This is a genomic window from Kribbella sp. CA-245084, assembly GCF_050942355.1.
In the GTDB taxonomy this organism is placed as follows: Bacteria; Actinomycetota; Actinomycetes; order Propionibacteriales; family Kribbellaceae; genus Kribbella.
Genome location: NZ_CP192053.1, coordinates 1,487,180 through 1,508,169, shown reverse-complemented (window position 1 = coordinate 1,508,169; position 20,990 = coordinate 1,487,180). Strand labels below are relative to the sequence as shown.

Annotated in this window: 23 protein-coding genes; 15 read left to right on the top strand and 8 right to left on the bottom strand. The window is 68.9% G+C overall.

Annotation, left to right across the window (positions count from 1 at the left end; genetic code table 11):
* Positions 1-33: 33 nt before the first annotated feature.
* Both ngcE and ACQPYH_RS07435 read right to left on the bottom strand, forming a co-directional pair.
* The gene (gene ngcE / locus ACQPYH_RS07440) at positions 34-1,377 is read right to left on the bottom strand and encodes an N-acetylglucosamine/diacetylchitobiose ABC transporter substrate-binding protein (RefSeq protein ID WP_432888375.1); all 1,344 of its coding nucleotides are present in this window, start codon (positions 1,375-1,377) and stop codon (positions 34-36) included.
* 32 nt (positions 1,378-1,409) lie between these two features.
* Positions 1,410-2,201, bottom strand: a complete 792-nt coding sequence (locus ACQPYH_RS07435) for a sugar isomerase domain-containing protein (protein ID WP_432888373.1) — start codon at positions 2,199-2,201, stop codon at positions 1,410-1,412.
* A gap of 203 nt (positions 2,202-2,404) precedes the next feature.
* Here ACQPYH_RS07435 and ACQPYH_RS07430 point away from each other — a divergent pair, with 203 nt between their 5' ends.
* Positions 2,405-3,403, top strand: a complete 999-nt coding sequence (locus ACQPYH_RS07430; protein WP_432888371.1) for an N-acetylglucosamine kinase — start codon at positions 2,405-2,407, stop codon at positions 3,401-3,403.
* A gap of 42 nt (positions 3,404-3,445) precedes the next feature.
* On the opposite strand, the gene ACQPYH_RS07425 is transcribed toward ACQPYH_RS07430, so the two are convergent.
* The gene (locus ACQPYH_RS07425) at positions 3,446-3,829 is read right to left on the bottom strand and encodes a YciI family protein (protein ID WP_432888369.1); all 384 of its coding nucleotides are present in this window, start codon (positions 3,827-3,829) and stop codon (positions 3,446-3,448) included.
* 95 nt (positions 3,830-3,924) lie between these two features.
* Here ACQPYH_RS07425 and ACQPYH_RS07420 point away from each other — a divergent pair, with 95 nt between their 5' ends.
* From ACQPYH_RS07420 to ACQPYH_RS07410, 3 genes are read left to right on the top strand one after another with little or no spacing between them, the layout of a single operon-like run.
* Positions 3,925-4,767, top strand: a complete 843-nt coding sequence (locus ACQPYH_RS07420; protein WP_432888367.1) for an alpha/beta fold hydrolase — start codon at positions 3,925-3,927, stop codon at positions 4,765-4,767.
* A 53-nt stretch (positions 4,768-4,820) separates the two neighbouring features.
* A complete protein-coding gene (locus tag ACQPYH_RS07415) occupies positions 4,821-5,408 on the top strand; it encodes a helix-turn-helix domain-containing protein (protein WP_432888365.1) in 588 nt (195 codons plus the stop codon).
* A 17-nt stretch (positions 5,409-5,425) separates the two neighbouring features.
* Positions 5,426-6,679: an MFS transporter gene (locus ACQPYH_RS07410; protein ID WP_432888363.1), complete on the top strand. Its 1,254-nt coding sequence runs from the start codon at positions 5,426-5,428 to the stop codon at positions 6,677-6,679.
* Here ACQPYH_RS07410 and ACQPYH_RS07405 read toward each other — a convergent pair.
* On the bottom strand, positions 6,627-7,952 hold the full coding sequence (locus ACQPYH_RS07405) for a hemolysin family protein (protein ID WP_432888361.1): 1,326 nt from the start codon (positions 7,950-7,952) through the stop codon (positions 6,627-6,629). The genes ACQPYH_RS07410 and ACQPYH_RS07405 overlap by 53 nt on opposite strands.
* Before the next feature lie 167 nt (positions 7,953-8,119).
* Between ACQPYH_RS07405 and galT the strand changes: the two genes are divergently transcribed.
* A complete protein-coding gene (galT, locus tag ACQPYH_RS07400) occupies positions 8,120-9,166 on the top strand; it encodes a galactose-1-phosphate uridylyltransferase (protein ID WP_432888359.1) in 1,047 nt (348 codons plus the stop codon).
* Positions 9,163-10,290: a galactokinase gene (gene galK / locus ACQPYH_RS07395; RefSeq protein WP_432888357.1), complete on the top strand. Its 1,128-nt coding sequence runs from the start codon at positions 9,163-9,165 to the stop codon at positions 10,288-10,290. Before galT ends, galK begins: the two co-directional genes overlap by 4 nt.
* Here galK and ACQPYH_RS07390 read toward each other — a convergent pair.
* Positions 10,283-11,095: a DeoR/GlpR family DNA-binding transcription regulator gene (locus tag ACQPYH_RS07390; RefSeq protein WP_432888355.1), complete on the bottom strand. Its 813-nt coding sequence runs from the start codon at positions 11,093-11,095 to the stop codon at positions 10,283-10,285. The two genes, galK and ACQPYH_RS07390, sit on opposite strands and share 8 nt — an antisense overlap.
* A gap of 79 nt (positions 11,096-11,174) precedes the next feature.
* On the opposite strand from ACQPYH_RS07390, the gene ACQPYH_RS07385 reads away from it, so the two are divergent.
* The 4 genes from ACQPYH_RS07385 (at position 11,175) to ACQPYH_RS07370 (ending at position 15,236) form a co-directional block, all read left to right on the top strand.
* The gene (locus ACQPYH_RS07385) at positions 11,175-12,305 is read left to right on the top strand and encodes a GNAT family N-acetyltransferase (protein WP_432888353.1); all 1,131 of its coding nucleotides are present in this window, start codon (positions 11,175-11,177) and stop codon (positions 12,303-12,305) included.
* A gap of 135 nt (positions 12,306-12,440) precedes the next feature.
* Positions 12,441-13,106, top strand: a complete 666-nt coding sequence (locus ACQPYH_RS07380; RefSeq protein ID WP_432888351.1) for a GNAT family N-acetyltransferase — start codon at positions 12,441-12,443, stop codon at positions 13,104-13,106.
* Positions 13,107-13,243: 137 nt separating this feature from the next.
* Positions 13,244-14,056: a CAP domain-containing protein gene (locus ACQPYH_RS07375; RefSeq protein ID WP_432888349.1), complete on the top strand. Its 813-nt coding sequence runs from the start codon at positions 13,244-13,246 to the stop codon at positions 14,054-14,056.
* Between the two features lie 265 nt (positions 14,057-14,321).
* Positions 14,322-15,236 carry a CAP domain-containing protein gene (locus tag ACQPYH_RS07370; protein ID WP_432888348.1) on the top strand — a complete coding sequence of 305 codons (915 nt, stop codon included), beginning with the start codon at positions 14,322-14,324 and terminating at the stop codon, positions 15,234-15,236.
* Positions 15,237-15,716: 480 nt separating this feature from the next.
* Here the strand turns inward: ACQPYH_RS07370 and ACQPYH_RS07365 are convergent, their stop codons facing one another.
* A complete protein-coding gene (locus tag ACQPYH_RS07365; protein ID WP_432888346.1) occupies positions 15,717-16,016 on the bottom strand; it encodes a hypothetical protein in 300 nt (99 codons plus the stop codon).
* Between the two features lie 278 nt (positions 16,017-16,294).
* On the opposite strand from ACQPYH_RS07365, the gene ACQPYH_RS07360 reads away from it, so the two are divergent.
* The 3 genes from ACQPYH_RS07360 to ACQPYH_RS07350 all read left to right on the top strand — a co-directional run bounded on the left by ACQPYH_RS07360 (position 16,295) and on the right by ACQPYH_RS07350 (position 17,748).
* Positions 16,295-16,648, top strand: coding sequence for a hypothetical protein (locus ACQPYH_RS07360; protein WP_432888344.1), 354 nt, complete (start codon positions 16,295-16,297; stop codon positions 16,646-16,648).
* Positions 16,627-17,412: a hypothetical protein gene (locus ACQPYH_RS07355; RefSeq protein ID WP_432888342.1), complete on the top strand. Its 786-nt coding sequence runs from the start codon at positions 16,627-16,629 to the stop codon at positions 17,410-17,412. Before ACQPYH_RS07360 ends, ACQPYH_RS07355 begins: the two co-directional genes overlap by 22 nt.
* A 75-nt stretch (positions 17,413-17,487) precedes the next feature.
* Positions 17,488-17,748, top strand: coding sequence for a hypothetical protein (locus tag ACQPYH_RS07350; RefSeq protein WP_130444050.1), 261 nt, complete (start codon positions 17,488-17,490; stop codon positions 17,746-17,748).
* On the opposite strand, the gene ACQPYH_RS07345 is transcribed toward ACQPYH_RS07350, so the two are convergent.
* Positions 17,724-18,677: a GlxA family transcriptional regulator gene (locus ACQPYH_RS07345; RefSeq protein WP_432888340.1), complete on the bottom strand. Its 954-nt coding sequence runs from the start codon at positions 18,675-18,677 to the stop codon at positions 17,724-17,726. The two genes, ACQPYH_RS07350 and ACQPYH_RS07345, sit on opposite strands and share 25 nt — an antisense overlap.
* Positions 18,678-18,759: 82 nt before the next feature.
* Here ACQPYH_RS07345 and ACQPYH_RS07340 point away from each other — a divergent pair, with 82 nt between their 5' ends.
* Positions 18,760-19,521 (top strand): MBL fold metallo-hydrolase, encoded by a 762-nt coding sequence (locus ACQPYH_RS07340; RefSeq protein WP_432888338.1) that lies wholly within the window; start codon positions 18,760-18,762, stop codon positions 19,519-19,521.
* A gap of 112 nt (positions 19,522-19,633) precedes the next feature.
* A complete protein-coding gene (locus ACQPYH_RS07335; protein WP_432888336.1) occupies positions 19,634-20,104 on the top strand; it encodes a lamin tail domain-containing protein in 471 nt (156 codons plus the stop codon).
* On the opposite strand, the gene ACQPYH_RS07330 is transcribed toward ACQPYH_RS07335, so the two are convergent.
* Positions 20,101-20,952, bottom strand: a complete 852-nt coding sequence (locus tag ACQPYH_RS07330; RefSeq protein WP_432888334.1) for an MOSC domain-containing protein — start codon at positions 20,950-20,952, stop codon at positions 20,101-20,103. The two genes, ACQPYH_RS07335 and ACQPYH_RS07330, sit on opposite strands and share 4 nt — an antisense overlap.
* Positions 20,953-20,990: the final 38 nt, after the last annotated feature.

Below are 20,990 nucleotides of genomic sequence, written 5' to 3'. Positions count from 1 at the left end.
ACGGCGACCAGCGCCCGACGGCGATAGCGTTTTTCAGTCCCGGTGGTACTTCGTTACCGCGTTGTCCTGCTTGAGCTTGTCCGCCGCGGCCTGGATCCGCGCGGTCCACTCCGACTGCTGCAGGCCGCCGGCCATGAATTGCCCGGTGGCTGCGGCGGCTGCGTTCGCGAAGTCCGGGTACCAGGTGTCGAAGTACCAGGTGATGACCTGGTCGCCGGCCGCTGTCAGTAGATCGCGGGCCGAGCGGAGCGCCGTCCCCATCTCCAGGCCGTCGGCCGCGCCGCGGACGATCGTGAGCTGGTTGGACTCGGAGCTCACTTGGGCCGCGACGTCCTGGGACAGCAGCGCGCGCAGGTACTCGAGGCCGCCGGCCTTGTTCTGAGCCTTCTCCGGCACCAGGAACGGCGCGGTCGCGGCGACATGCAGCCCGCTCGCGAGCGCCGGCGAGGCGTCCAGCGCCGGTACGGCGAACATCGTCAGCCCGAACCGCTGCGGGATCAGCCCCTTCATCTCGTTCTCGAGCCAGTTCCCGCACGGCAGCATCCCGGCCTTCGCGGCGAGGAAGCGCTTCTGCGAGCCGATGTGGTCGTACTGCGCGCTCCCCGCGGCGATCAGGCCGCGCTTGGTCAGCTCCCCGACCGCGGCGATCGCCCGGGTCACGCTCGCGTCCTTCCAGGCGCCGGCGTCGAGGTTGTCGATCCGTTTCAGCACGTCCGCGCCGCCGGTCTTGGCGGCCAGCGTGAGGACCAGCTCGAGGACGTAGTACGGATGGGCGCCGGCGTAGATGAACGGGCCGAGGCCGGCCGCCTTCATATCGGTGCCGAGGGCAAGCAAATCCGGCCACGTGTGCGGCACGTCCCAGCCGTTGGTCTGGAACAGGCCGGCCGAATACCACAGCCCGTAAACGGTTGCGACGTAGTTGAGCGTGCGCTGCGTTCCGTCGTACCGGCCGATGTCGAGCAGCTCCGACAGCAGTTGGTCCTTGACCTTCGCGGCCTGGTTGTCCCAGGACGGCGCGTCCAGCAACTTCTGCAGGTCGGTCAGCTGCCCGTCCTTCACCAGCCGACCGAGCTCGAGCTCCTGATCGCCGGTGCTGAGCACGACGTCAGGCGGGTTGCCCGCGGCGAACCGCGGCAGCAGAGCATCCGACAGCTGCGGCGTCACCTTCGGCGTGACGGCGGCGCTCGCATACTTCTTCCGGTACGCCGCCGCCGCGAACCCGCCGTACTCCTCGCTGATCACGACGTCGAGCGGAGCGTTCGCGTCGACGTCGAAGGGATTCTGCGGGGAGACAGGCCGGGCCGGCGGGGCCGATGAGCATCCGCTCAGGACCGCGCCGGCCAGCGCACCCTGCAGCAACGTCCGCCGTTTCAGCATTTCGGCAGGCTAGTACTTCAGGGTGGCTCAGTTCAGGCAGTACGACGGATGCGACCCGCGTACCGCGCTTCGAGAGCATGGTTGTGCTCGTCGCCGCCGGGGATGTTCGCGGACAGATAGACCGGCGGGGTCTCGCCGGCATCGGTCATCCGGCGCAGTACCTCGGCGACCAGCATCTGCGCGATCAGAGCGGCGGTGATCGACGAGACCGCGCAGACCTTGCCGCCGCCGTCGGGCAGGTCGAGGACGGAGTCGCCGTACGGCGCGTGGTTGTCGAGCACCACGTCCGCGAAGTCGATGAGCTTCTTGCCCGACGGGTGCCGGGAGTCCATCCCACCGGTGTGCTGCATCGAGGTGATCGCGATCAGCGGGTGGCCCTTCTCCTTCACCACACTCGCGAGCTCGACGATCGAGCCGTTCACGCCGGAGTTGGAGGCGATCACGAACAGGTCGCCCGGCCGCGCCGCGGACAGCTCGTAGAGCTTGCGGGAGTACTTCGGGTCGCGCTCGAGCTCAGCACTGCGCAGCAGCTCCCGCGGTTCGCCGCCGAGCAGGACGAGGTCCCGCAGCGCGATCCGGTTGGTCGCGATCAGGCCGCCGGCGCGACCGGCGATCTCCATCGCGAGCGCCTCGGAGTGCCCGGAGCCGAACGCCTGGATCACGCCGTCGGCGCGCAAGGACTCGGTCATCAGGTCGGCCGCCTGCTGGATCGGACCGTCGATCTGCTCGGTCACCGCGGCCAGAATCGGGGTCAGCGTGTGCACATAGGACTGCGCGCTCACGCCACCCGTCTCCCCGGATCCCCCGTGCTTACTGCTGGCCATCAGCGGCCCACCCCTCGACTAATCTGCTGGCTACGACACTCCGGGTGCCGACAAGTGCGCAAGTTTGCGGTTTGCTGGACAGAACTTTTCTCAACTGGCAGCTAAAGTCAAGGCTCATCCCTGTGATCTCCACGGATCGGGACCGTCGCGTGATTGCTTTGTGCTTGTAAATAGGCTCTTTTGAGCAGTTTGGAGCATTGCGTATGTCGGTCGAACGCCCCCTACCGGCCGGACCGCTGGTCCTGGGCGGTGACCTGGGTGGCACCTCCACCCGGATCGTGATCGCGGACTCCGAGGGCAACGTAGTCGGCCGCGGTGCCGCCGCGGGCGGGAACCCGACCAGTCATCCCGCAAGCGCGGCGGCCAACTTCGGTCAGGCGCTTCACGCGGCCCTCGCCGGGCTGGACGCGTCCGAGGTCAAGGCCGCCGTGGTCGGCATGGCCGGCGGCTCGGCCCTCGGGCGGCCCGACGTGGCAGCCCGGTTCGACGAGGCCTGGACCGGCGCCGGCCTCACCGTGGCCCCCGACTACATCGGCGATCTCGAGGTCGCGTTCGCCTCAGGTACGCCGCAGCCGGGCGGAATCGTGCTGATCGCGGGCACCGGCAGCAACGTCGGACTGGTCCGCGATCACCAGCTCGTGCGGACTGTCGGCGGGCACGGCTGGCTGCTCGGCGACGAGGGGTCCGGGTTCTGGCTCGGCCGGGAGGCTGTGCGCAGTGTGTTGCAAGCCCTCGATCTTCGCGAGCCGCTCGGCCTGCTCGAGCAGACCGTCGTACAAACAGTTCTGCCCGATCGGGACCCGAATTCCGTTGCACAACGTGAAGGGTACGACGCGCTGCGCGACGATCTGGTGAGGACGGTCAACAGCCGGCCACCGGTCATGCTCGCCGAATTGGCTCCGGCCGTCATCGCGGCGTACGCCCAGGACGACGAAACCGCCCGCGGATTGGTGAAACGCGCAGCCGAACTGCTCACAGAAACAGTCGCCCGCCTGAAGACCAGCTCGGACCAAGGCCCGATGGTGCTCGCGGGCAGCGTCGCCGGTGAATCCTCCCCGGTCGGCCAACTCATCCGCCAGCACTTCGCCGGCGAGGTCCTGACCGCCCGGGACGGCGTAGGCGGCGCCACCTGGCTAGCCCTCGGCGCCCTCGACCCGACCCTCGCCACAACGGCAAACCACTCCCGCCTCGTCGAACACTGAAGTGCGATCAGCCCCACGCTGGGTGGGGCTGACCGCAGTACGTCAGTCGAAGACCGAGACCGGGCGGACCTCTACCGCGACGAACTCGGCTTCGGGGATCGTTGCGGCGATCTCCTCGGCTCGCTCGGGACTCTTGACGTCGATGAGGAAGACGCCGGCCAGTTGCTCCTTCGCCTCGGAGTACGGGCCGTCCGTGGTGGCTCGAATGCCTTCGCGAACCCGGACCACGCGGGTCTTCGCCGGCGGGTCCAGCGGGACCGCGTTGATCAGCTCGCCCGAGGCGTCGATCTCGGTCAGGAGCTTGTCGAGTTGGGCGGCGAGGGCGTCGCGGGCCTTCTTGGGGAGTCGCTTGCCTTCCTCGGTGTTCAGGAAGGAGGGGTGGCCCCAGGTGATCGGGTTGCTGTGAATCAGCAGCAGGTACTTCATCTTCGGGCATCCTTTCGGGATCTGTAGGGATCTTCGCAGCAGAGGTCGGACACGATCGGGAGCACTCGACATTTCGGCGATTTATCGTGAACGGCATGGACGAGATCGACTTCCGCCTGGCCGACGGACGAATCCTGCACGGGTACGACAGCGCCCCGGGTGACGACGCACGCCTCGCCGTGGTCTGGCATCACGGCACACCGAACCTCGGCGTCCCACCGGCGCCGCTGTTCGACGCGGGTGAGTGGCTCGGCGTCCGGTGGATCTCGTTCGACCGGCCCGGGTACGGCGGATCGACCGCGGCGCCGGGCCGCACGATGGCGTCGGTGGCCGACGATCTGACCACGGTCCTGGACACGCTCGGAATCGGCACCTTCGCGCTGATGGGGTACTCCGGCGGCGGCTCGTTCGCGCTCGCGTCCGCCGCGATCCTCCGTGAACGGGTCGAGGCCGTGGCCACGTTCGCCGCGATCGCGCCGTACGACGCCGAAGGCCTGGACTGGTACGACGGCATGGTCGCGTCCGGGCTCGCCTCGCTCCACGCGGCCGCCGCCGGGCGGGATGCGAAGATGCGGCACGAGACGTCAGGTGTCGAGTACGACCCGGAGTTCACCGCGAGTGATATCGCATTGTTCGACGGCCCGTGGGGCTGGCTCGGCTCGGTCGCCGGTGACAAGGCCATGCCCGACGGCCCGGACGGCGTCATCGACGACGACTGCTCCTATGTCCTGGACTGGGGCTGCGACCCGACCACGATCACCGCCCCGACCCTGCTCGTCCACGGCACCGCGGACGGCATCATCCCCTGCTCACACGGCAAATGGCTGTCCGCCAACCTGCCGACCGCCGAACTCGAACTGCACGAGGACCTCGGCCACGTCTCCGTCCTGACCCACGCCGAGCCCGCCCTCGAGTGGATCCGCGAGCAAACCGGCTAGCACATTCCAAGCAATGGCTTGACATCTGATTCGGTGCGGCGCATATTCCAAGCATGTCTTTGGAGAAGGATTCGCGGCGGTCGCGGTTGCTGGATGACCCGTTGGCGATTCGGGCGATGGCGCATCCGGTGCGGTTGGATCTGCAGTCGTTGCTCGGGCGGGAGGGGCCGATGACCGCGGCCGATGCGGCGCGGCGGCTCGGGATCAGTCAGGCGCTGGCGTCGCATCACCTGCGGCAGCTGGCGAAGTACGACTTCGTCGAGCCGGCTCCGGGGAAGGACAACCGCGAGCGGCCATGGCGGCTGGTGTCGACCTCGCAGTCGTGGCGTGATGCGGCGCAGACCCCGGAAGGCGCCGCGGCGGCCGACGTACTCGAGCAACTGCTGGCCGAGCGCGCGCTCGAGCGGTTGAGCCAGTGGCAGCAGCAACGGCAGACCGAGGACGCGGTCTGGAGGGACAACTCAGGCATCGGGCAGAGCGGGTTCTACCTGACCGCCGACGAGCTGACCGAGCTCGTCGGGCAGGTCGACGCGTTGCTGCAGCGCTGGATCGACGAGCGGCCGATCGACGACAAGTCCGTCCGCCCGCCCGGCAGCCGGCACGTCTCATTCACCCAGATCGTCACGATCTCCCCCGAATAACAGAGCGGAGTAGGCAGATGAAGGACTTGTGGGGCGTCCTTGCCCGCCAGCGCGACTACCGCCTGATGCTGAGCGCCGGCCTGATCTCGCTGATCGGCGACTGGCTGCTGCGGACCGGCCTCGCGTTCCAGGTGTACGTGCTGACCGGCTCCACGCTGGCGAGCGGTGGGCTGCTGCTGGCGTCGTTCCTGCCGGCCGTCTTACTCGGCTCGCTGGCCGGCGTCTTCGTCGACCGCTGGAACCAGCGGACCACGATGATCGTCACCAACGTCCTCAACGCGGTGGTCCTCCTGCCGCTGATCGCCGTGAACGACGAAAGCAAGATCTGGATCGTGTACGGCGTAGTGCTGGCGCAGAGCTGTCTACAGCAGTTCTTCCAGCCGGCCGAGCAGTCCCTTGTCCCGGTGCTGGTCAACGACGAGCAACTGGTGACGGCGAACGCGCTGAACAGTCAGATCCGCGACCTCGCCCGGCTCATCGGCGCAGCGCTCGGTGGTGTCCTCGCGGCCGCCGGAGGACTCACCCTGCTCGCGCTCGGCGATGCGGCGACGTTCCTGATCGCCGTCGTACTGGTCGCGCGGATGCGGCACCGCCAGGTACGGCCCGAGAACCCGGAGCGGACCGCCGGCGGCGCGATCAAGCGCCTCAAGGAAGAGTGGACCGAAGGGCTGCGGTTGTGCGTCGCAGGCCCGGCGATCCGGCTGTTCTTCGTGTTCTGCATGGTCACCGGTGTCGGTGAGGGGATCATGAGCACGCTGTTCGCGCCGTTCGTCAGCTCCCAGATCGGCGGCGACGGGAAGGTGTACGGCCTGATCGTCTCGTCCCAGGCGGTCGGCGGGATCGTCGGCGGTCTGGTCGCCGCCGCGATCGGCTCGCGCTGGCCGGCCGCCAGGCTGTGGGGCATCGGCGCCCTCGCCTTCGGCCTGATCGACATCACGCTGTTCCTCTACCCGCTGGCGTCGGACAGCGTGATCCCCGCGTTCGTCTGCATGATCGTCGTCGGGCTGCCCGGCGCGCTCACGATCGCCGGGATGATGACCGTCTTCCAGAACCTCACCGTCGACGGCACCCGCGGCCGCATCTACGGCGCGGTCGGCGCCGCCGAGAGCGTCGCGGTGCTGATCGGCATCACCGCGGCCGGCTTCCTCGGCGACGCTGTCGGCATCATCCCGGTCCTCGTCTTCCAGGGCCTCGGGTACGTCGTCGGCGGGCTCGTCGTCATTGCTCGACAGCGGGTGCTGGAGACTCGACCTGCTCCGCTTCCGGTTTGATCCGGTGCAGGCGGACCCGGGCGACCCGGCGGCCGTCCATCTCGGTGACAGTCATCGTGTAGACGCCGAAGCGGACCTCGTCGCCGGTCGACGGGACCTTCCCGAGCTGGGCGGCGAGGAAACCGCCGACGGTCTCGTAGGGGCCGTCGGGCAGCTCGATCGTGGTGGCGTCGGCGAAGTCGTCGAGGTTCAGCAGGCCGTCGACGACGATGTCGCCGCCGCCGAGGCGGGTGGTCTCGGCCGCTTCCTCGTCGTACTCGTCCTTGATGTCGCCGATCAGCTCTTCGACCAGGTCCTCGAGCGTGACGATGCCGGCCGTGCCGCCGTACTCGTCGAGGACGATCGCGAGGTGCGTGCTACGGCGGCGCATCTCGGTCAGCGTCGGCAGCAGCTTCGCGGTGTCCGGCAGCATGAGTACTTCGCGTGCGAGGTCGCCGACCCGCACCGAGCGGGAGGCGACCGCCGGGTCGAACAGGTCGCGGACGTGGACGAACCCGACGATGTCGTCGGCCGAGCCGTTCATCACCGGGTATCGCGAGTGCGGCCGCTCGGCGGCGAACTTGACTGCCTTGTACGCCGGCATCTCGCCGTCGAGGAAGTCCACCTCGGTCCGCGGCAGCATCACCTCGCGCAGCTGCCGACTGCCGGCCTCGAAGACGTCGTCGACGATCTTGCGCTCTTCCTCGCCGAGCGACTCGTGCGCCGAGACCAGGTCGCGGAGCTCCTCGTCGGACATCACCTCGCGGTTCGCGTTCGGGTCGCCGCCGAGCGCACGGACCACCAGGTCGGTCGACTTCGACAACAGCCAGATCACCGGCCGCGCGCCGGAGGCGATCCGGTCGACCAGCGGTGCCAGGCCGAGCGCGAAGGTCTCGGCCCGCTGCAGCGCGAGCCGTTTGGCGGCGAGCTCACCGATCACGATCGAGACGTACGAGATCAGGATCGTGATCAGGATCAGCGCAACGGTGTCGGCCAGGCCCTCGGGCAGTCCGAGCTTCTGCAGGTGCGGCGAGAGGCTGTCCGCGAGCGTCGCGCCACCGAAGGCGGCGGACAGGAAGCCCATCAGGGTCACGCCGATCTGCACGGCGGACAGGAACCGGTTCGGGTTGGCGGCGACCTTGGCGACGGTCTCGCCGCGCTTGCCGCGGTGCGAAAGGGCCTTCAGTTGGCTCTCCCGCAGAGACACGAGGGCCATTTCCGCGGCGGCGAAAACACCGCCGATCATCACGAAGACCAGAATCAGAACGATGTTCAGTAGCAGGGTGTCGTTCATGGGTGGGATTTCCTAGCGCCCTCTCGACAGATCACGAGAGGGCGGGCGTTGGGCGTAGTCGTCCATTGAGCAAGACTACCGGCCGCCCGGGCTACCGTGCTTGTTCGAGTTTGTTGGTTTACGATGATTCCTGGCCGGACGCGTCGTACGGCCGGGAGGGTCACACGATGAAAACACCCCGCGGCGTACGCCGTACCGACACCAAACTGTCGGACGGACGCGAGCTGATCTACTACGACCCCGCCGACACGCCGGTGCGGGTGCCGCTCGAGGACACCCGCGGCCTGCCCGCCCCGCAGCCGCAGGTCGACCTGCGCACCGACCCGCTGACCGGCGACGTGATCACCTACGCCACCCACCGCAACACCCGGACGTACCTGCCGCCGGCCGACGAGTGCCCGCTGGATGCGAGCCGGCCGGGCAAGCCGACCGAGATCCCGGACCACGACTACAACGTGGTCGTGTTCGAGAACCGGTTCCCGTCGTTCGCCGGCCCGGGCCGGACCGAGGTGGTCTGCTTCACCAGCGACCACAACCAGTCGTTCACCGATCTGTCCCAGGGCCAGGCCCGCCTGGTCGTCGACGCCTGGGCCGACCGGACCGCCGAACTCGGCGCCCGCGACGACGTCGAACTGGTCTTCCCGTTCGAGAACCGCGGCCGGGAGATCGGCGTCACGCTCAGCCACCCGCACGGCCAGATCTACGCCTACCCGTTCATCCCGCCGCGGATGCGGACGCTGATGGCGCGCGCCCGCGAGCACCAGGAAGTTGCTGGCAGCAACTTGTTCGCCGACGTACTGGCGGCCGAGCGCAAGGAGGGCACGCGGGTCATCGCCGAGAACGGCAACTGGACCGCGTTCGTGCCCGAGGCGGCCCGCTGGCCGGTCGAGGTGCACCTCTACCCGCACCGCCAGGTGTTCGGCATCGACGAGCTGTCGGTCGGCGAGCGCGACGACTTCGCCGAGCTGTACCTCGACGTACTGCAGCGACTCGACGGCCTGTACGGCGAACCGTTGCCCTACATCGCCGCCTGGCATCAGGCCCCGGTCCGCATCGATCGTGAGCTCGGCTACCTGCACCTGGAGGTGTTGTCGATCCGCAGGGCGAAGGACAAGATCAAGTACCTGGCCGGCTCGGAGTCCGGCATGGGCGCGTTCATCAGCGACACCCGGCCCGAGGACGTGGCCGAGACTCTGCGGAAGGTCGGTTCGTGAGCTTCAAGGATGTTTTCGGTACGGCGCCCGACGGCAGCTGGCGCGCACCGGGACGGGTCAACCTGATCGGCGAGCACACCGACTACAACGACGGGCTCGTCCTTCCGATCGCCCTGCCGAACCGGATCGTCGTCACCGCCTCGAAGCGCGACGACGGCCGGATCGCGGTCGCTTCGGCCGGACACAAGGGCGTCACCGAGTTCGCGATCGACGAGCTCGCTCCGGGATCGGTCGGCGACTGGGCGGCGTACCCGGCCGGCGCGGCCTGGATCCTGCGCGAGTCCGGCTACGCGGTCGGCGGCGCGAACCTGCGGTTCGAGTCGGACATCCCCTCCGGCGCCGGCCTGTCCTCGTCCGCGGCCCTGCTCTGCGCGACGCTGGTCGCCTTGCTCGGCTTGCGCGAGATCGAGGTCGACCCCGGCGAGGTCGCCCGACTCGCACAGAAGGCCGAGAACAAGTACGTCGGTGCGCCGGTCGGACTGATGGACCAGATGGCCTCGATGTGCTGCACCGAGGGCCACGCGTTGTACTTCGACATCCGCGCGATGTCGACCGAGCAGATCCCGTTCAACCCCGCGGCCGACAACCTCGCTCTGCTGGTCGTCGACGTGAAGGCACCGCACCGGCATGTCGACGGTGAGTACGCCGCGCGCCGGAAGAGCTGCGAGCAGGCGGCGGCCGAGCTCGGCGTACCGGCTCTGCGGTCGATCGCGTTCGAGGAGCTCGACGATGCGCTGGCGCGGTTGTCGGACGACGTCGTACGGCGTCGAGTGCGGCATGTCGTGACCGAGATCCGCCGGGTGGAGGACGCGGTCGCGCTGATGCACGCCGGCAAGCTGCGCGAGGTCGGCCCGCTGTTCACCGCGTCGCACGCGTCACTGCGCGACGACTTCGAGATCACCGTGCCGGAGCTCGACGTCGCGGTCGATACCGCGCTCGAGGCCGGTGCGCTCGGAGCGCGGATGACCGGTGGCGGTTTCGGCGGTTGCATCATCGCGCTTGTGGAGGCGGATGCGTCCGAGTCGGTGCTGGCCGCGATCGAGAAGGCCTTTGCAGAGCACGGTTTCAGCGCACCCAGCGCCCTCGCTGCGGCTCCGTCAGCCGGCGCCTCTCGCCTCAGCTAGCGATAACGAGGGCGCAACCCGTGTCGCGCATGGCCTTGCGGGCGGGGGTCGACAGGCCGTTGTCGGTGACGATGACGTCCAGGTCCGACCAGGTCGCGAACGTGCTCAGGCCGACGGTCCCCCACTTGGTGTGGTCCGCGACCACGACGATCTCGCGGCTGGCGGCGATGAACGACCGGTTGGTCTCGGCCTCCATCAGGTTCGGCGTACTCAACCCGTGCTCGGCGTCGACACCGTGCGCGCCGAGGAACAACAGGTCGAGGTGCAGCGACGCCAGCGCTGCGGTCGCGATCGGCCCGACGAGCGCGTCCGACGGCGTACGGATGCCGCCGATCAGCACGACGGTCCGGTCCGAGCGCCCGTTGCCGTGGAACACGTCGGCGATCCGCGCCGAGTTCGTCACCACGGTCAGGTTCTCCACCCGGAGCAGCTGACGAGCGAGCGCGTACGTCGTCGTACCGGCGCCGATGCCGATCGCGCTGTCCGGCTGGACCCGGGTCGCTGCCTCGGCCGCGATCGCCTGCTTGGCCGCGGACTCCTGCGTCAGCTTGGCGTCGAAGCCCGGCTCGTGGGCGCTGCGCAGGCCGACCGACGTCGCGCCGCCGTGCACCTTGTGCAGCAGGCCGCTGGAGTCCAGGGCGTCGAGGTCGCGCCGGATCGTCATGTCCGAGACACCGAACCGATCGACCAGCTCGGCCACCGTGATCGCGCCCCGACTGTTGACTTCGGCAACGATCGTGGCCTGTCGCTGAGCGGCCAGCTGCCCACCCCGGCCGCGTGGCGGCTCCCCTCCGGCTGCGTTCACAGCTCACAGCCTAATCTCGATTGCTCTCCGTGTCAGGGAAATGCGTTGCCGGGCCGGTGGCAGCGCGTCACCCTGAGATATGCGATTCCCCGAGGACGTCCCGGTTCTGACCGACGGAGTGGTGACACTGCGTGCCCACACCGTCGACGATGTCGAGCCCGCCTACCTGATGTGCCAGGACCCGGTAATGCAGGAGTGGACCACGATCCCGGTGCCGTACCTGCACGAGCACGCGGTCAGCTTCCTGACCGAGCTGGTCCCGAACGGCTGGCGCACGAACACGATGTGGGCCTGGGCGATCGAGTACGACGGCCGGTACGCCGGCACGATCGATCTCGGTGACGGCGAAGGCGGCGTCGGCGAGGTCGGGTTCGCACTGTCGCCGGACGTCCGCGGCAACGGGGTGATGACGCGGGCGCTGAAGCTCGCGGTGCGGTACGCGTTCGACGGTCTCGGCTGGGACCGGGTGATCTGGCGCGCGTTCGTCGGGAACTATGCAAGCCGCCGGGTCGCTTGGAAGGTGGGCTTCCGCGAGCTCGTCCGCGTGCAGGGCGGCGGCCGCACGCGCGGTACCCGGAAGAACGAATGGGTCGCGACGCTCGGCCGTGACGATGACCTCGAGCCGCAGGGCAACTGGTGGTCGGCGCCGATGCTCGAAGGCGGCGGCATCCGGTTGCGCGGACTGCGGGACTCGGACGCGCAACGCGTACAAGAGGCCTGCAGCGACGAGCGGACGCAGTACTGGCTGTCCGGCATGCCATCGCCGTACCGGCTGGAGGACGCCGAGGGATTCATCAAGACACGGCTGCACATGATGGCCGGCGGTGACGGCGTCGCCTGGGCGATCGCCGATCTGGCCAGCGACGAGCTGCTCGGGAATGTCAGCATCTTCGATCTGAACGACCGGATAGACCGGACGGTGGGCGAGATCGGGTACTGGATGCACCCGGACGCGCGCGGCCGTAAGTTGATGACTTCCGCGGTCGAACTGCTGATCCCGCACGCGTTCAAGCCTGTCGCGGAAGGCGGTCTCGGCCGGCGCCGGCTGGTGCTGAAGGCTGCCGAGGGCAACAGCGCGTCCGCGCACGTTGCCGAGGCCAACGGATTCACCCACGTCGGCACCGAGCGCGCGGCCAGCCCGCGCCGCGACGGTGACTACGACAACCTGCTCACCTTCGACCTGCTCGCCGACGAGTACGCCGCCCGCTGACCGGCTGTGAGGGGTTGCGCAGCGGGCGGCCGAGCGGTAGTGGTGACAGCCTGCAGGCGGAAATTCACGGCCAGTTGGTGTCAAGCGACACCAGTTCCCCTCGCCGTGGCGGGTGCGGGCTGATTGAATCGACGGGTGAGAGATCGTGAGGAACTCGTCCGCCGCTGGCAGGCCGGGTGGTCCGTCTCGCGGGGCTGGACCACAGTGGAGGACGACAACGACGGCATCTTGATCGTCCGCGCGGGTGAGGAGAGCCGGCCGACGGAGTACGTCGTACTGGATGCCGACGACAAACCGGAACGTGTGGAGCGTGCTGCCCAGCTGGCCTCGGCCGACGGCGGCGGGCGCGGCGCGGGCTGGATCACCCTGGCCACCGATGACAAAGAAGCCCGGATCGAGCAACTGGAGGACCTCGGGCTCGAGGTCCAGCAGGACCAGGACTGGCTGATGACGATCCAGCTCTCGGAGCAGCCGGCGTTGAAGCTGCACGAGCGCTATGCGTTGCACACCGAACTCGAGGACAACCTGATCATCACCCGCGCCACCATGCACGGCGGAGTGGTGTCGAGCGGGCGGATGGCGGTCGTCGGTGAGGACGCGGTCGCGGACCGGATCGAGACCGATCCGGCCCATCGGCGACGCGGACTCGGCAGTGCCGTGATGGCGTCGCTGGTCGAAGCGGCCGCGGCGAAGGGCGCCAAACGCGGCATCCTGATCGCCTCGATCGACGGCCTGCGCCTGTACCGGAGCCTGGGCTGGAAGGTCATCGCCGACATCGTCATCGCGCGGTCAACCACCTGAAACCCCCCACCCCACCCGCCGCGAAGCGGCGCTGTCTTTCCGTTGCAGCCGTTTGAAACGACTGCGATAGTCAAAGGTTTGTCAAGGGCGGTCTTGGTAAGGGTGGGCAAACGTCTGCCTGGGCAAGGGTGCTCACCATGACGAACCACAAACGGTCACTTGCCAGCGGCGTGGCCGGTCCTCTCATCGCGTCGCTGTCTGCTCTGGTCCTGCTGGTCGGCGTCGGGTGGTTCGTCGTACGTCAGACCGGCAACAGCAAACCGACGAGCCAGGAGAATCCGATCACCTCCGTCGCGCCGGCCAGCGACGACGCCCCGAAGGCGACTCCGAGCCGTCCGACGACTCCGTCGTACACACCCAGCGCGCCGACGCCGACACCCACGCCGACTCGCGCCACGACGAAGACCCCGACCCCGAAGCCGACCCGGTCGACAACGGCCCCGAGCCGGGACAGCTCGCGTACGCCGAGCCCGAAGCCCACCAGGACGACGTCCAAGCCGACGACGAAGCCGAGCCACACCGCGACTCCGAAGCCGACGACGACTTCCAAGCCCAGCGGTGGCTCTGCGGCACAAGTGCTTGCCCTCACCAACCAGGAGCGGGCCAAGGCCGGCTGCGGACCGCTGCGCACCAACAGCGCCCTCACCAAAGCGGCCCAGGCGCACGCCTCCGACATGGTCGACCAGCACTACTTCGCGCACGACAGCCTGGACGGCCGCAGCCCGTTCGACCGGATGAAGTCGGCCGGGTTCAAGGGCGGTGCGATGGCCGAGAACATTGCCGTCGGCTACTCCAGCCCGTCGGCGGTCGTCACCGGCTGGATGAACAGCCCGGGCCACCGCGCGAACATCCTCAACTGCACCTACACGATGATCGGCATCGGGTACGACAGCGGCCAGGTGAAGCCGGACTGGGGCAACGGAAGTTGGGTGCAGGACTTCGGCGGATGATCGGCCGTTCAGGCCCTGTTCGTTAATCGTTGCCCGGAGAACCTTCGGGAATCGTTAAGAGCCGTCGCAGACCTGTAACGATGACCTCGCGGGTCCGTTAAGGTTCCTGTTCGGTAACCAGGGGGGACCTGGCTGGACCAACGGGGAACGACGCGACACTCGGTACGACGAAAAACGAAGAGGATTCGCCCATCCCATGACGGATTCGCCTACCCCCCGGCGGCACCGCGGCAACAGACGTGCTCCTCGGCGGAGCCGTGGCCTGGTGGCCCCTGTCGTCAGCGCTTTGTCGGTACTGCTCGCGATCGGGCCGGTCGTCTGGCTGATGTCCCACGACAACTCGCGGACCGACGACGCTGCCAAGGTTCTGAACGTCTCCGAGGACACGCGCATCGACGGCGGATCGGGCGACAACGCCGGTACGCCGCTCGTCACGATCACCAAGACTTTGCCGAACGGTCGCACGACCACGTCAGTCGTCGGTACGCCGGCACTCGGCCCGGGCGCGATCTCGTCGTCCACGTCGGCGACTCCGACCAGCCCAGGTACGCCGGGTGTCACGCCTACCGGCGTACTCACGACTCCGACTGCTCCGACGGTCGGCGTGACGACCGTGACCGTGCCGCCGAGCTCGCCGGGCACTACGCGGACGACCAGCGGTGGCGGGCGGCCGAAGCCGAGCTACCCGACGAAGACGTCGAGTTCGACGCCTAAGCCGACGAAGACCCGCACCACCGAACCGACTCCGACCGACACTCCTCCGCCGCCCAGTGGTGGCGGCACGAGTACGCAGGAGCGGCAGGTCCTCGACTACACGAACCAGATCCGGCAGCAGCAGGGCTGCGGTCCGCTGCGGCTGGACAGCGCGCTCGTCGAGGCGGCCGGGAAGCACGCGTCGGACATGGTCCGGCGGCACTACATGGACCACACCAACCCCGACGGTCAGGACCCCGGCGACCGGATGAAGGCTGCCGGGTACCGCGGGTCGAGCTGGGGCGAGAACATCGCGGCCGGCTACGACACCGCCCAGAAGGTGGTCGCCACCTGGATGCAGAGCGACGGCCACCGCGAGAACATCCTCAACTGCCGGTTCACCACGATCGGCATCGGATACGACCCGGGGCAGGTCAAGTCCAACTACGGACCGGGCAGCTGGGTCCAGGACTTCGGCCGGAGCTGAGTGCCGTTGTGGTTGTCATTGTGTGCAGATCACCGAGTGCGGGCGAGACGTTGTCTCAGGCCCACAATGTCCGGCCGGTTCACGGCCGGTCGCCGCGGGTAGATCCGACCTTGTCATGTCGCCGGACGTTCCTGGGGGGCTCCGGTGAGACGGCTGATGAGGCACGTCTTGGGGGCGCGACTTTGAGAGGAACCACGGAATAATGTCCGAGTCCGGAAACGGCCGGTACAAACCACGCAGGAAGGCGACCCGAGCAGCGTCACGCTCGTCGCGTTCCGGCAACCGGTCCACCCCGCCCGCGGAATCGACCCCGCCCGCGCCACCCGAACCACCGCGGTACGCACCGCGCTCGAGCGACGAGTCCCCGTTCTGGGCCACGGCGCAGAACGCTGGTGCGTCCAACGAAAACCCGTTCTGGGCCGGAGGCAACCAGTCCCGCCCGGCAACCCCGCAGTACGCCCCGCGCGGCGCGCTCCCCAGCTACACCGCACCCGAGGACGCAACCTCCGGGCTGCCCACGCGGACGCCTGCTGGTACGCCGTCGTGGGTCGAGCAGCCGATCGCCGGCGCCGAACCGGAGCCACCCACCCGGGCTCGCCGTGCAGCACGTCGTTCGGAAACCCCGGAGCCGACAGAGCGCACCGGCCTGGGCGAAACCGCCGGCACCTGGTCCGTCCGCCGCGCCGCCGACGACTGGGCGTCGCTGGACACTCCTTCGCGCTCCACCCCAGCCGCCTCAGCAGCCGACGCCCTGGCCGCCACCGGCCGAGCAGCACGCACCGAGACAACAGAAGGTGCATCCGGCGTTGGCGCGGCAAGTGCCGCAGCCGCCTTCGACGCCGCCGGCGCAGGCGCCGGTCTAAGCGAATCCGCCAGAGCAGCACGCACTGACACCTCTGGACTCACCACAAGTGGCGCCGCCGCGGGTGCTACCGACTTCGGCCTGGCTAGTACCGGCTCCGCCGGCGCGACAGGTGGTGTCGGCCACGGGTTGGTGGCTGCCGACTCGGCTGGCGCCGGCGCTTCGAGCTTCGGCTCCGGTAGCCGAGGCTCTGCAGGTGCCGGTGTATCCGACTTCGGAGCGGCTAGTGCCGGCGCGGCGGGTGGTGCTGGTCTCGGGTTGGCGGGAGCCGAGTCGGCTGGTGCGGCCGGGGCTGGGGCTTCGGGCTTTGGGGCCGGCGGCGGAGGCGCTGCGGGTGCTGGTGTGGCCGACTTTGGGTCCGGCGGCGCGGATGGTGCTGGCTCTGCTGGTGCGGGCGGTGGGCGTGGGGCTGCGCGCGCTGCTGGTGGGCGTGGGGGTTCTGGGCCTGGAGGTAGTGGGCCGGGGCGTGGTTCGCGGCGGGCTGGGTCTGGAGAGCGGGGCGCTCGGGGGCGGCGGTCGATCATTGCCATGGCTTCCGTGGTGCTGGTGATTACGCCGATCTCCTGGATCCTGCTGCATCAGCCGCAGAACGACGACGCGGACGCTTCGGTGCCGATGGTCACGCGGACCGATGACACGTACATCACCCCGGCCACCAAGGCTGCCGTCGCCACCCCGACGACGCGGCCGACGGTCCCGCCGACGGCGACCCCGACGAGTTCGCCGACGGTCACCCCGAGCACGAGTCCGACGGCGAACCCGACAGACACCCCGACGGACTCCACCTCCCCGACCACGGTCCCGTCGGAAAGCCCGAGCACCATCGAGCCGACCGACTCCCCCACCTCGGACAAGGCGACCAGCGCCCCGACGTCCCCAGGTCGCACGATCTCCACCGGCCGCCCGACCCAGACCCCAACCACCACCCCACCCCCGCCACCACCGGTCGACGGCCAGATGACGAACGACGAGCTGCAGCTGTTCAACATGATCGACAACGCTCGCGTCGACCAGGGTTGTGCACCGCTCAAGCAGGATCCGAATCTGACCGGCGGCGCGCGTGGAGACGCGGGTTCCCGGGCGAAGTCCGGCTCGGTGAACGCAACGGGCAGCTCTATGAGCGCGGCCGGCGGCGACAAGTGGTCGGCGCAGAAGGCGTACAACCAGATGATGTCGCAGAGCCGGAGCACAGTTATGAACTGCGGCTTGACCACCCTCGGTGTCGGCTTCGGAACAGCACAGCGCTGCACTCTGCAGGTCATTGCCTGCCTCAGCTGGACAGACCGCAACTCCTGGGTGGCGGACTTCTCGTAGGAACTGCGGCACGAATCCTGCTGGTTGGTGTGATCATGGTTGGACGACCTGGTCCACCAACCTGCGGGAGGCTGGATGTTCTCCGAGCGTGACGACGTGGATTCAGCCGGGCCGGCGCACTACGGGATTCATCCGGACGCGTTCGCCGAGGAGCGGCCTGATCCGCGCCCCGAGGAGGCCAAGCGGATGGGGCTGAGCCGGCACACCGAGGAAGGCGCCGTGCTGTACTTCGCCTCGTCGCTCGACCGCGGCAAGACCGGGCACCGGATGATGGCCTGGATCCTGCTCGTCACGTTCGCCGCGCCGGTGATCTACATCCTGCTCGTGCTGCTGTAGAACTCCTGCCGATGCCGCTGCGGCGTCGTCCCCAGCAGCGTGTGGAAATGGTGCCGCAACGCATCACTGCTCCCGAACCCACTCGACGCCGCCACCCGCTCGACCGGCAGATCGGTTGTCTCCAGCAACAGCCGCGCCCGGTCCAGCCGTTGCCGCAGCAACCACGCCTGCCCCGAGCTCCCGGTCCGCGCCCGGAACTGCCGTGTGAACGTACGCCGCGACAGCGCCACCGCCCCGGCCCACTCGTCCAGCGACACCGGCTGGTCGAGCCGCGCCCGCGCCCACACCATCGCCTTCTCGATCACGTCGTCGCCCGGATCCGGCGGCACCGGCACCGGGATGTACTGCGCTTGGGACCCGCTCCGATGCGGCGCGACGACGATGTCGCGGGCAACCTTCTCCGCCTCCTCGACCCCGTGATGCATTCGCACCAGGTGCAAACAGCAGTCGAGCGACGCCGCCGTCCCGGCCGAAGTGATCACATCGCCGAGATCGGACCACAGCACATCGGCGCGTACATCGAGCTCCGGATGCTGAACGCGCAGCTCGTCCGCCCACCGCCAGTGCGTCACCACCTCGCGCCCCACCGCGATCCCGCTCTCCGCCACCAGGAACGCCCCGATGCACAACCCCACCACCGTCGCCCCGCGCGCATGCGCCCGCCGGATCGCGTCCAGCAGTACGTCGGACGCCTGCCGACCGGGCTCCCAACTCGGCAGCACGACGACATCGGCCCGCTCCATCACCTCGAGCCCGTGATCCACGCTGATCCCGAACCCGGCGTTCGTCCGCATCGATCCCGGCTGCTCCGCACAGACGAGTACGTCGTACCCCGTGGCGCGGCCCCGCCGCTCGCCGAGGACCAGGCAGGGCACGGACAGGTGGAACGGGCTCATCCCGTCGTACGCGAGGACCGCGACAGTACGCATAAGAACAGTATGGCCCGATCTTCGGCAACTATGGCTCCCGGGCCAATGGCCGGACGGCTCGCCGCGACGGAGGATCGTGGTCATGGAGATCACGCACATCGGCGGCCCGACCGCCGTCCTGAACCTCGGCGGCCTGACATTCCTGATCGACCCCGCCTTCGACGAGCCCCGCGACTACCAGCTGCCGGGTCGGGTGATGACCAAGCTGATCGGCCCGGCGATCCCGGCCGGCAAGCTCGGCCCGATCGATGTCGCGCTCGTCTCGCACGACGAGCACAAGGACAACCTCGACGACGCCGGCCGCGCGCTGCTGGCGAGCATCCCGACCGTACTGTCGACCCCGGGCGCGGCCACTCGCATCGAAGGCGTCCGCGGCCTGGAGAACTGGGAGTCGATCGACCTACCCCGACCGGACGGCGGCGTCGTCACGGTGACCGGCGTACCCGCGCTGCACGGCCCGGAGGGTGCTGAGAAGGTGCTCGGCGTCGTCACCGGGTTCGTCCTGCAGGGCGAAGGGCTGCCGACTGTGTACGTCGCCGGCGACAACGCGTCGCTCGGGCTGGTGAAGGAGATCGCGGACCGGTTCGCGCCGATCGATGTCGCGGTGCTGTTCGCCGGCGCCGCGCGGACCGCGCTACTCGACGGAGCCAACCTCACGCTCACGTCCGCGGACGCGGTCGAGGCAGCGCGACTGCTCGGTGCGGCGACGATCGTCCCGGTGCATACGGAGGGTTGGGCGCACTTCACCGAGGGGCCCGATCAGCTCGTCTCCGCGTTCCGTGAGGCCGGGCTGGAAGAGCGCGTGAAGGTGCTCGAGCACGGGGTCGCGACACCCGTTGGTTGAGCCCTTGACGAGCACGGAGCGTAACGAGTAGCGTCTGCGACCGCCGGGGGGAACCGGCAGCTGTGTTCACCGGGCCGGGGGGAGATCGGCCCACTGCCGAAGGGGATTATCTGTGTTCGCACGACGCTTCCGCACGCTCTTTTCCGCCGCGACGGCCGCCGTGGTGCTGGCCGGTGCGGCGGCCTTCGCGCCGCTGACGGCCGACGCGGCGATCACGGCCGTACTCAGCGGGATCCAGTACGACCCGCCGGGCACGGACGTCCGCACCAACGCCCAGATCAACAACGAATTCTTCACTGTCCGCAACATCAGCAGCCGGCCGATCAACCTGTCCGGCTTCCGGGTCGCCGACGTGGCCAACCACGTGTTCGTGTTCCCGCGCGGCTACGTGCTGCCGGGCCGGTCGACGGTCATCGTCCGCACCGGCAAGAACCGCAACCGGGCGCTGACGCTGTACTGGAACCAGAGCTGGTACGTCTGGAACAACACCGGCGACACCGCCCGCTTCCAGACCCCGGCCGGCAAGACCTTCGACACCTGCACCTACAAGGCCGTGACAGGTCGCTCGCGCGTCGGCTGTTAGTCCTGGGCGGGATCGGTGCCGTCCGGGATCCATTCCTGGACGGCGATCTCGTCGCCGACGCGAATGGTGCCTCCGGCAAGTACTGCGGCCTTGACGCCGAAGCTGACGCCGCCGCCGTACGCCGGTTCGCGCCGGTACGTCGCGAGCGTCCTGGTCGGCTCCGGCCCTGACTTGGCACCGGTCAGCTGATCCACCGTCGGAACCGCACACCGGATGCCGCGCGCCGAGTAACCGATCTCGACCGCGCCGGCCGTCATCCGCAGGACCTTGTCCTCGGTGTGCGGCTCCGGCCAGCCGGACACGACGATGTTCGGCCGGAAGCGATTCATCGGAATAGCCTCGCCGCCGCGCTCGATGATGCGCGCGTTCAGGCCGTCGAGTGACGACAGCGACGTGATCATCAGCGCATGCGCGTCGCCGTACCCAGTGAGGCCGCGATGCGCACCCCAGCCGGGCCGTTCGTGCTCCGGCGTCACGCGGACCAGCGCGGCCGGCGTACCGAGGCGGGCCGTGAACCATTCGTCCGCGGCCGGGTCCTGTACGACGCCCTGGCCGAACCATTTGCCGAACAGGCTGACGTCGCGCCGCTTGCCGTCGTACTGGCTCGCCAGCTCGAGATCGGGCGCGTCGGAGGCGGACAGCCGGAGGGTGTCGCCGGCCAGCTCGGCGCGGAGGGTCGCCATCGCGGGGAGCTTGCGTTGGCTGAGGAAGCTGCCGTCCGGCTCGACGAGCATGAACAGCCGGTCGTTCAGCAGGCCGGTCGGACCGACCTCAGCTGACTCGACGGGAATCCCGGCGAGACCTTTCACCGGGTAGTAGGCCAGGGCGGCAACCTTCGCGACAGACACAGGGTCAAGCGTAACTGCCGCTTGATCTGTTGAAACAT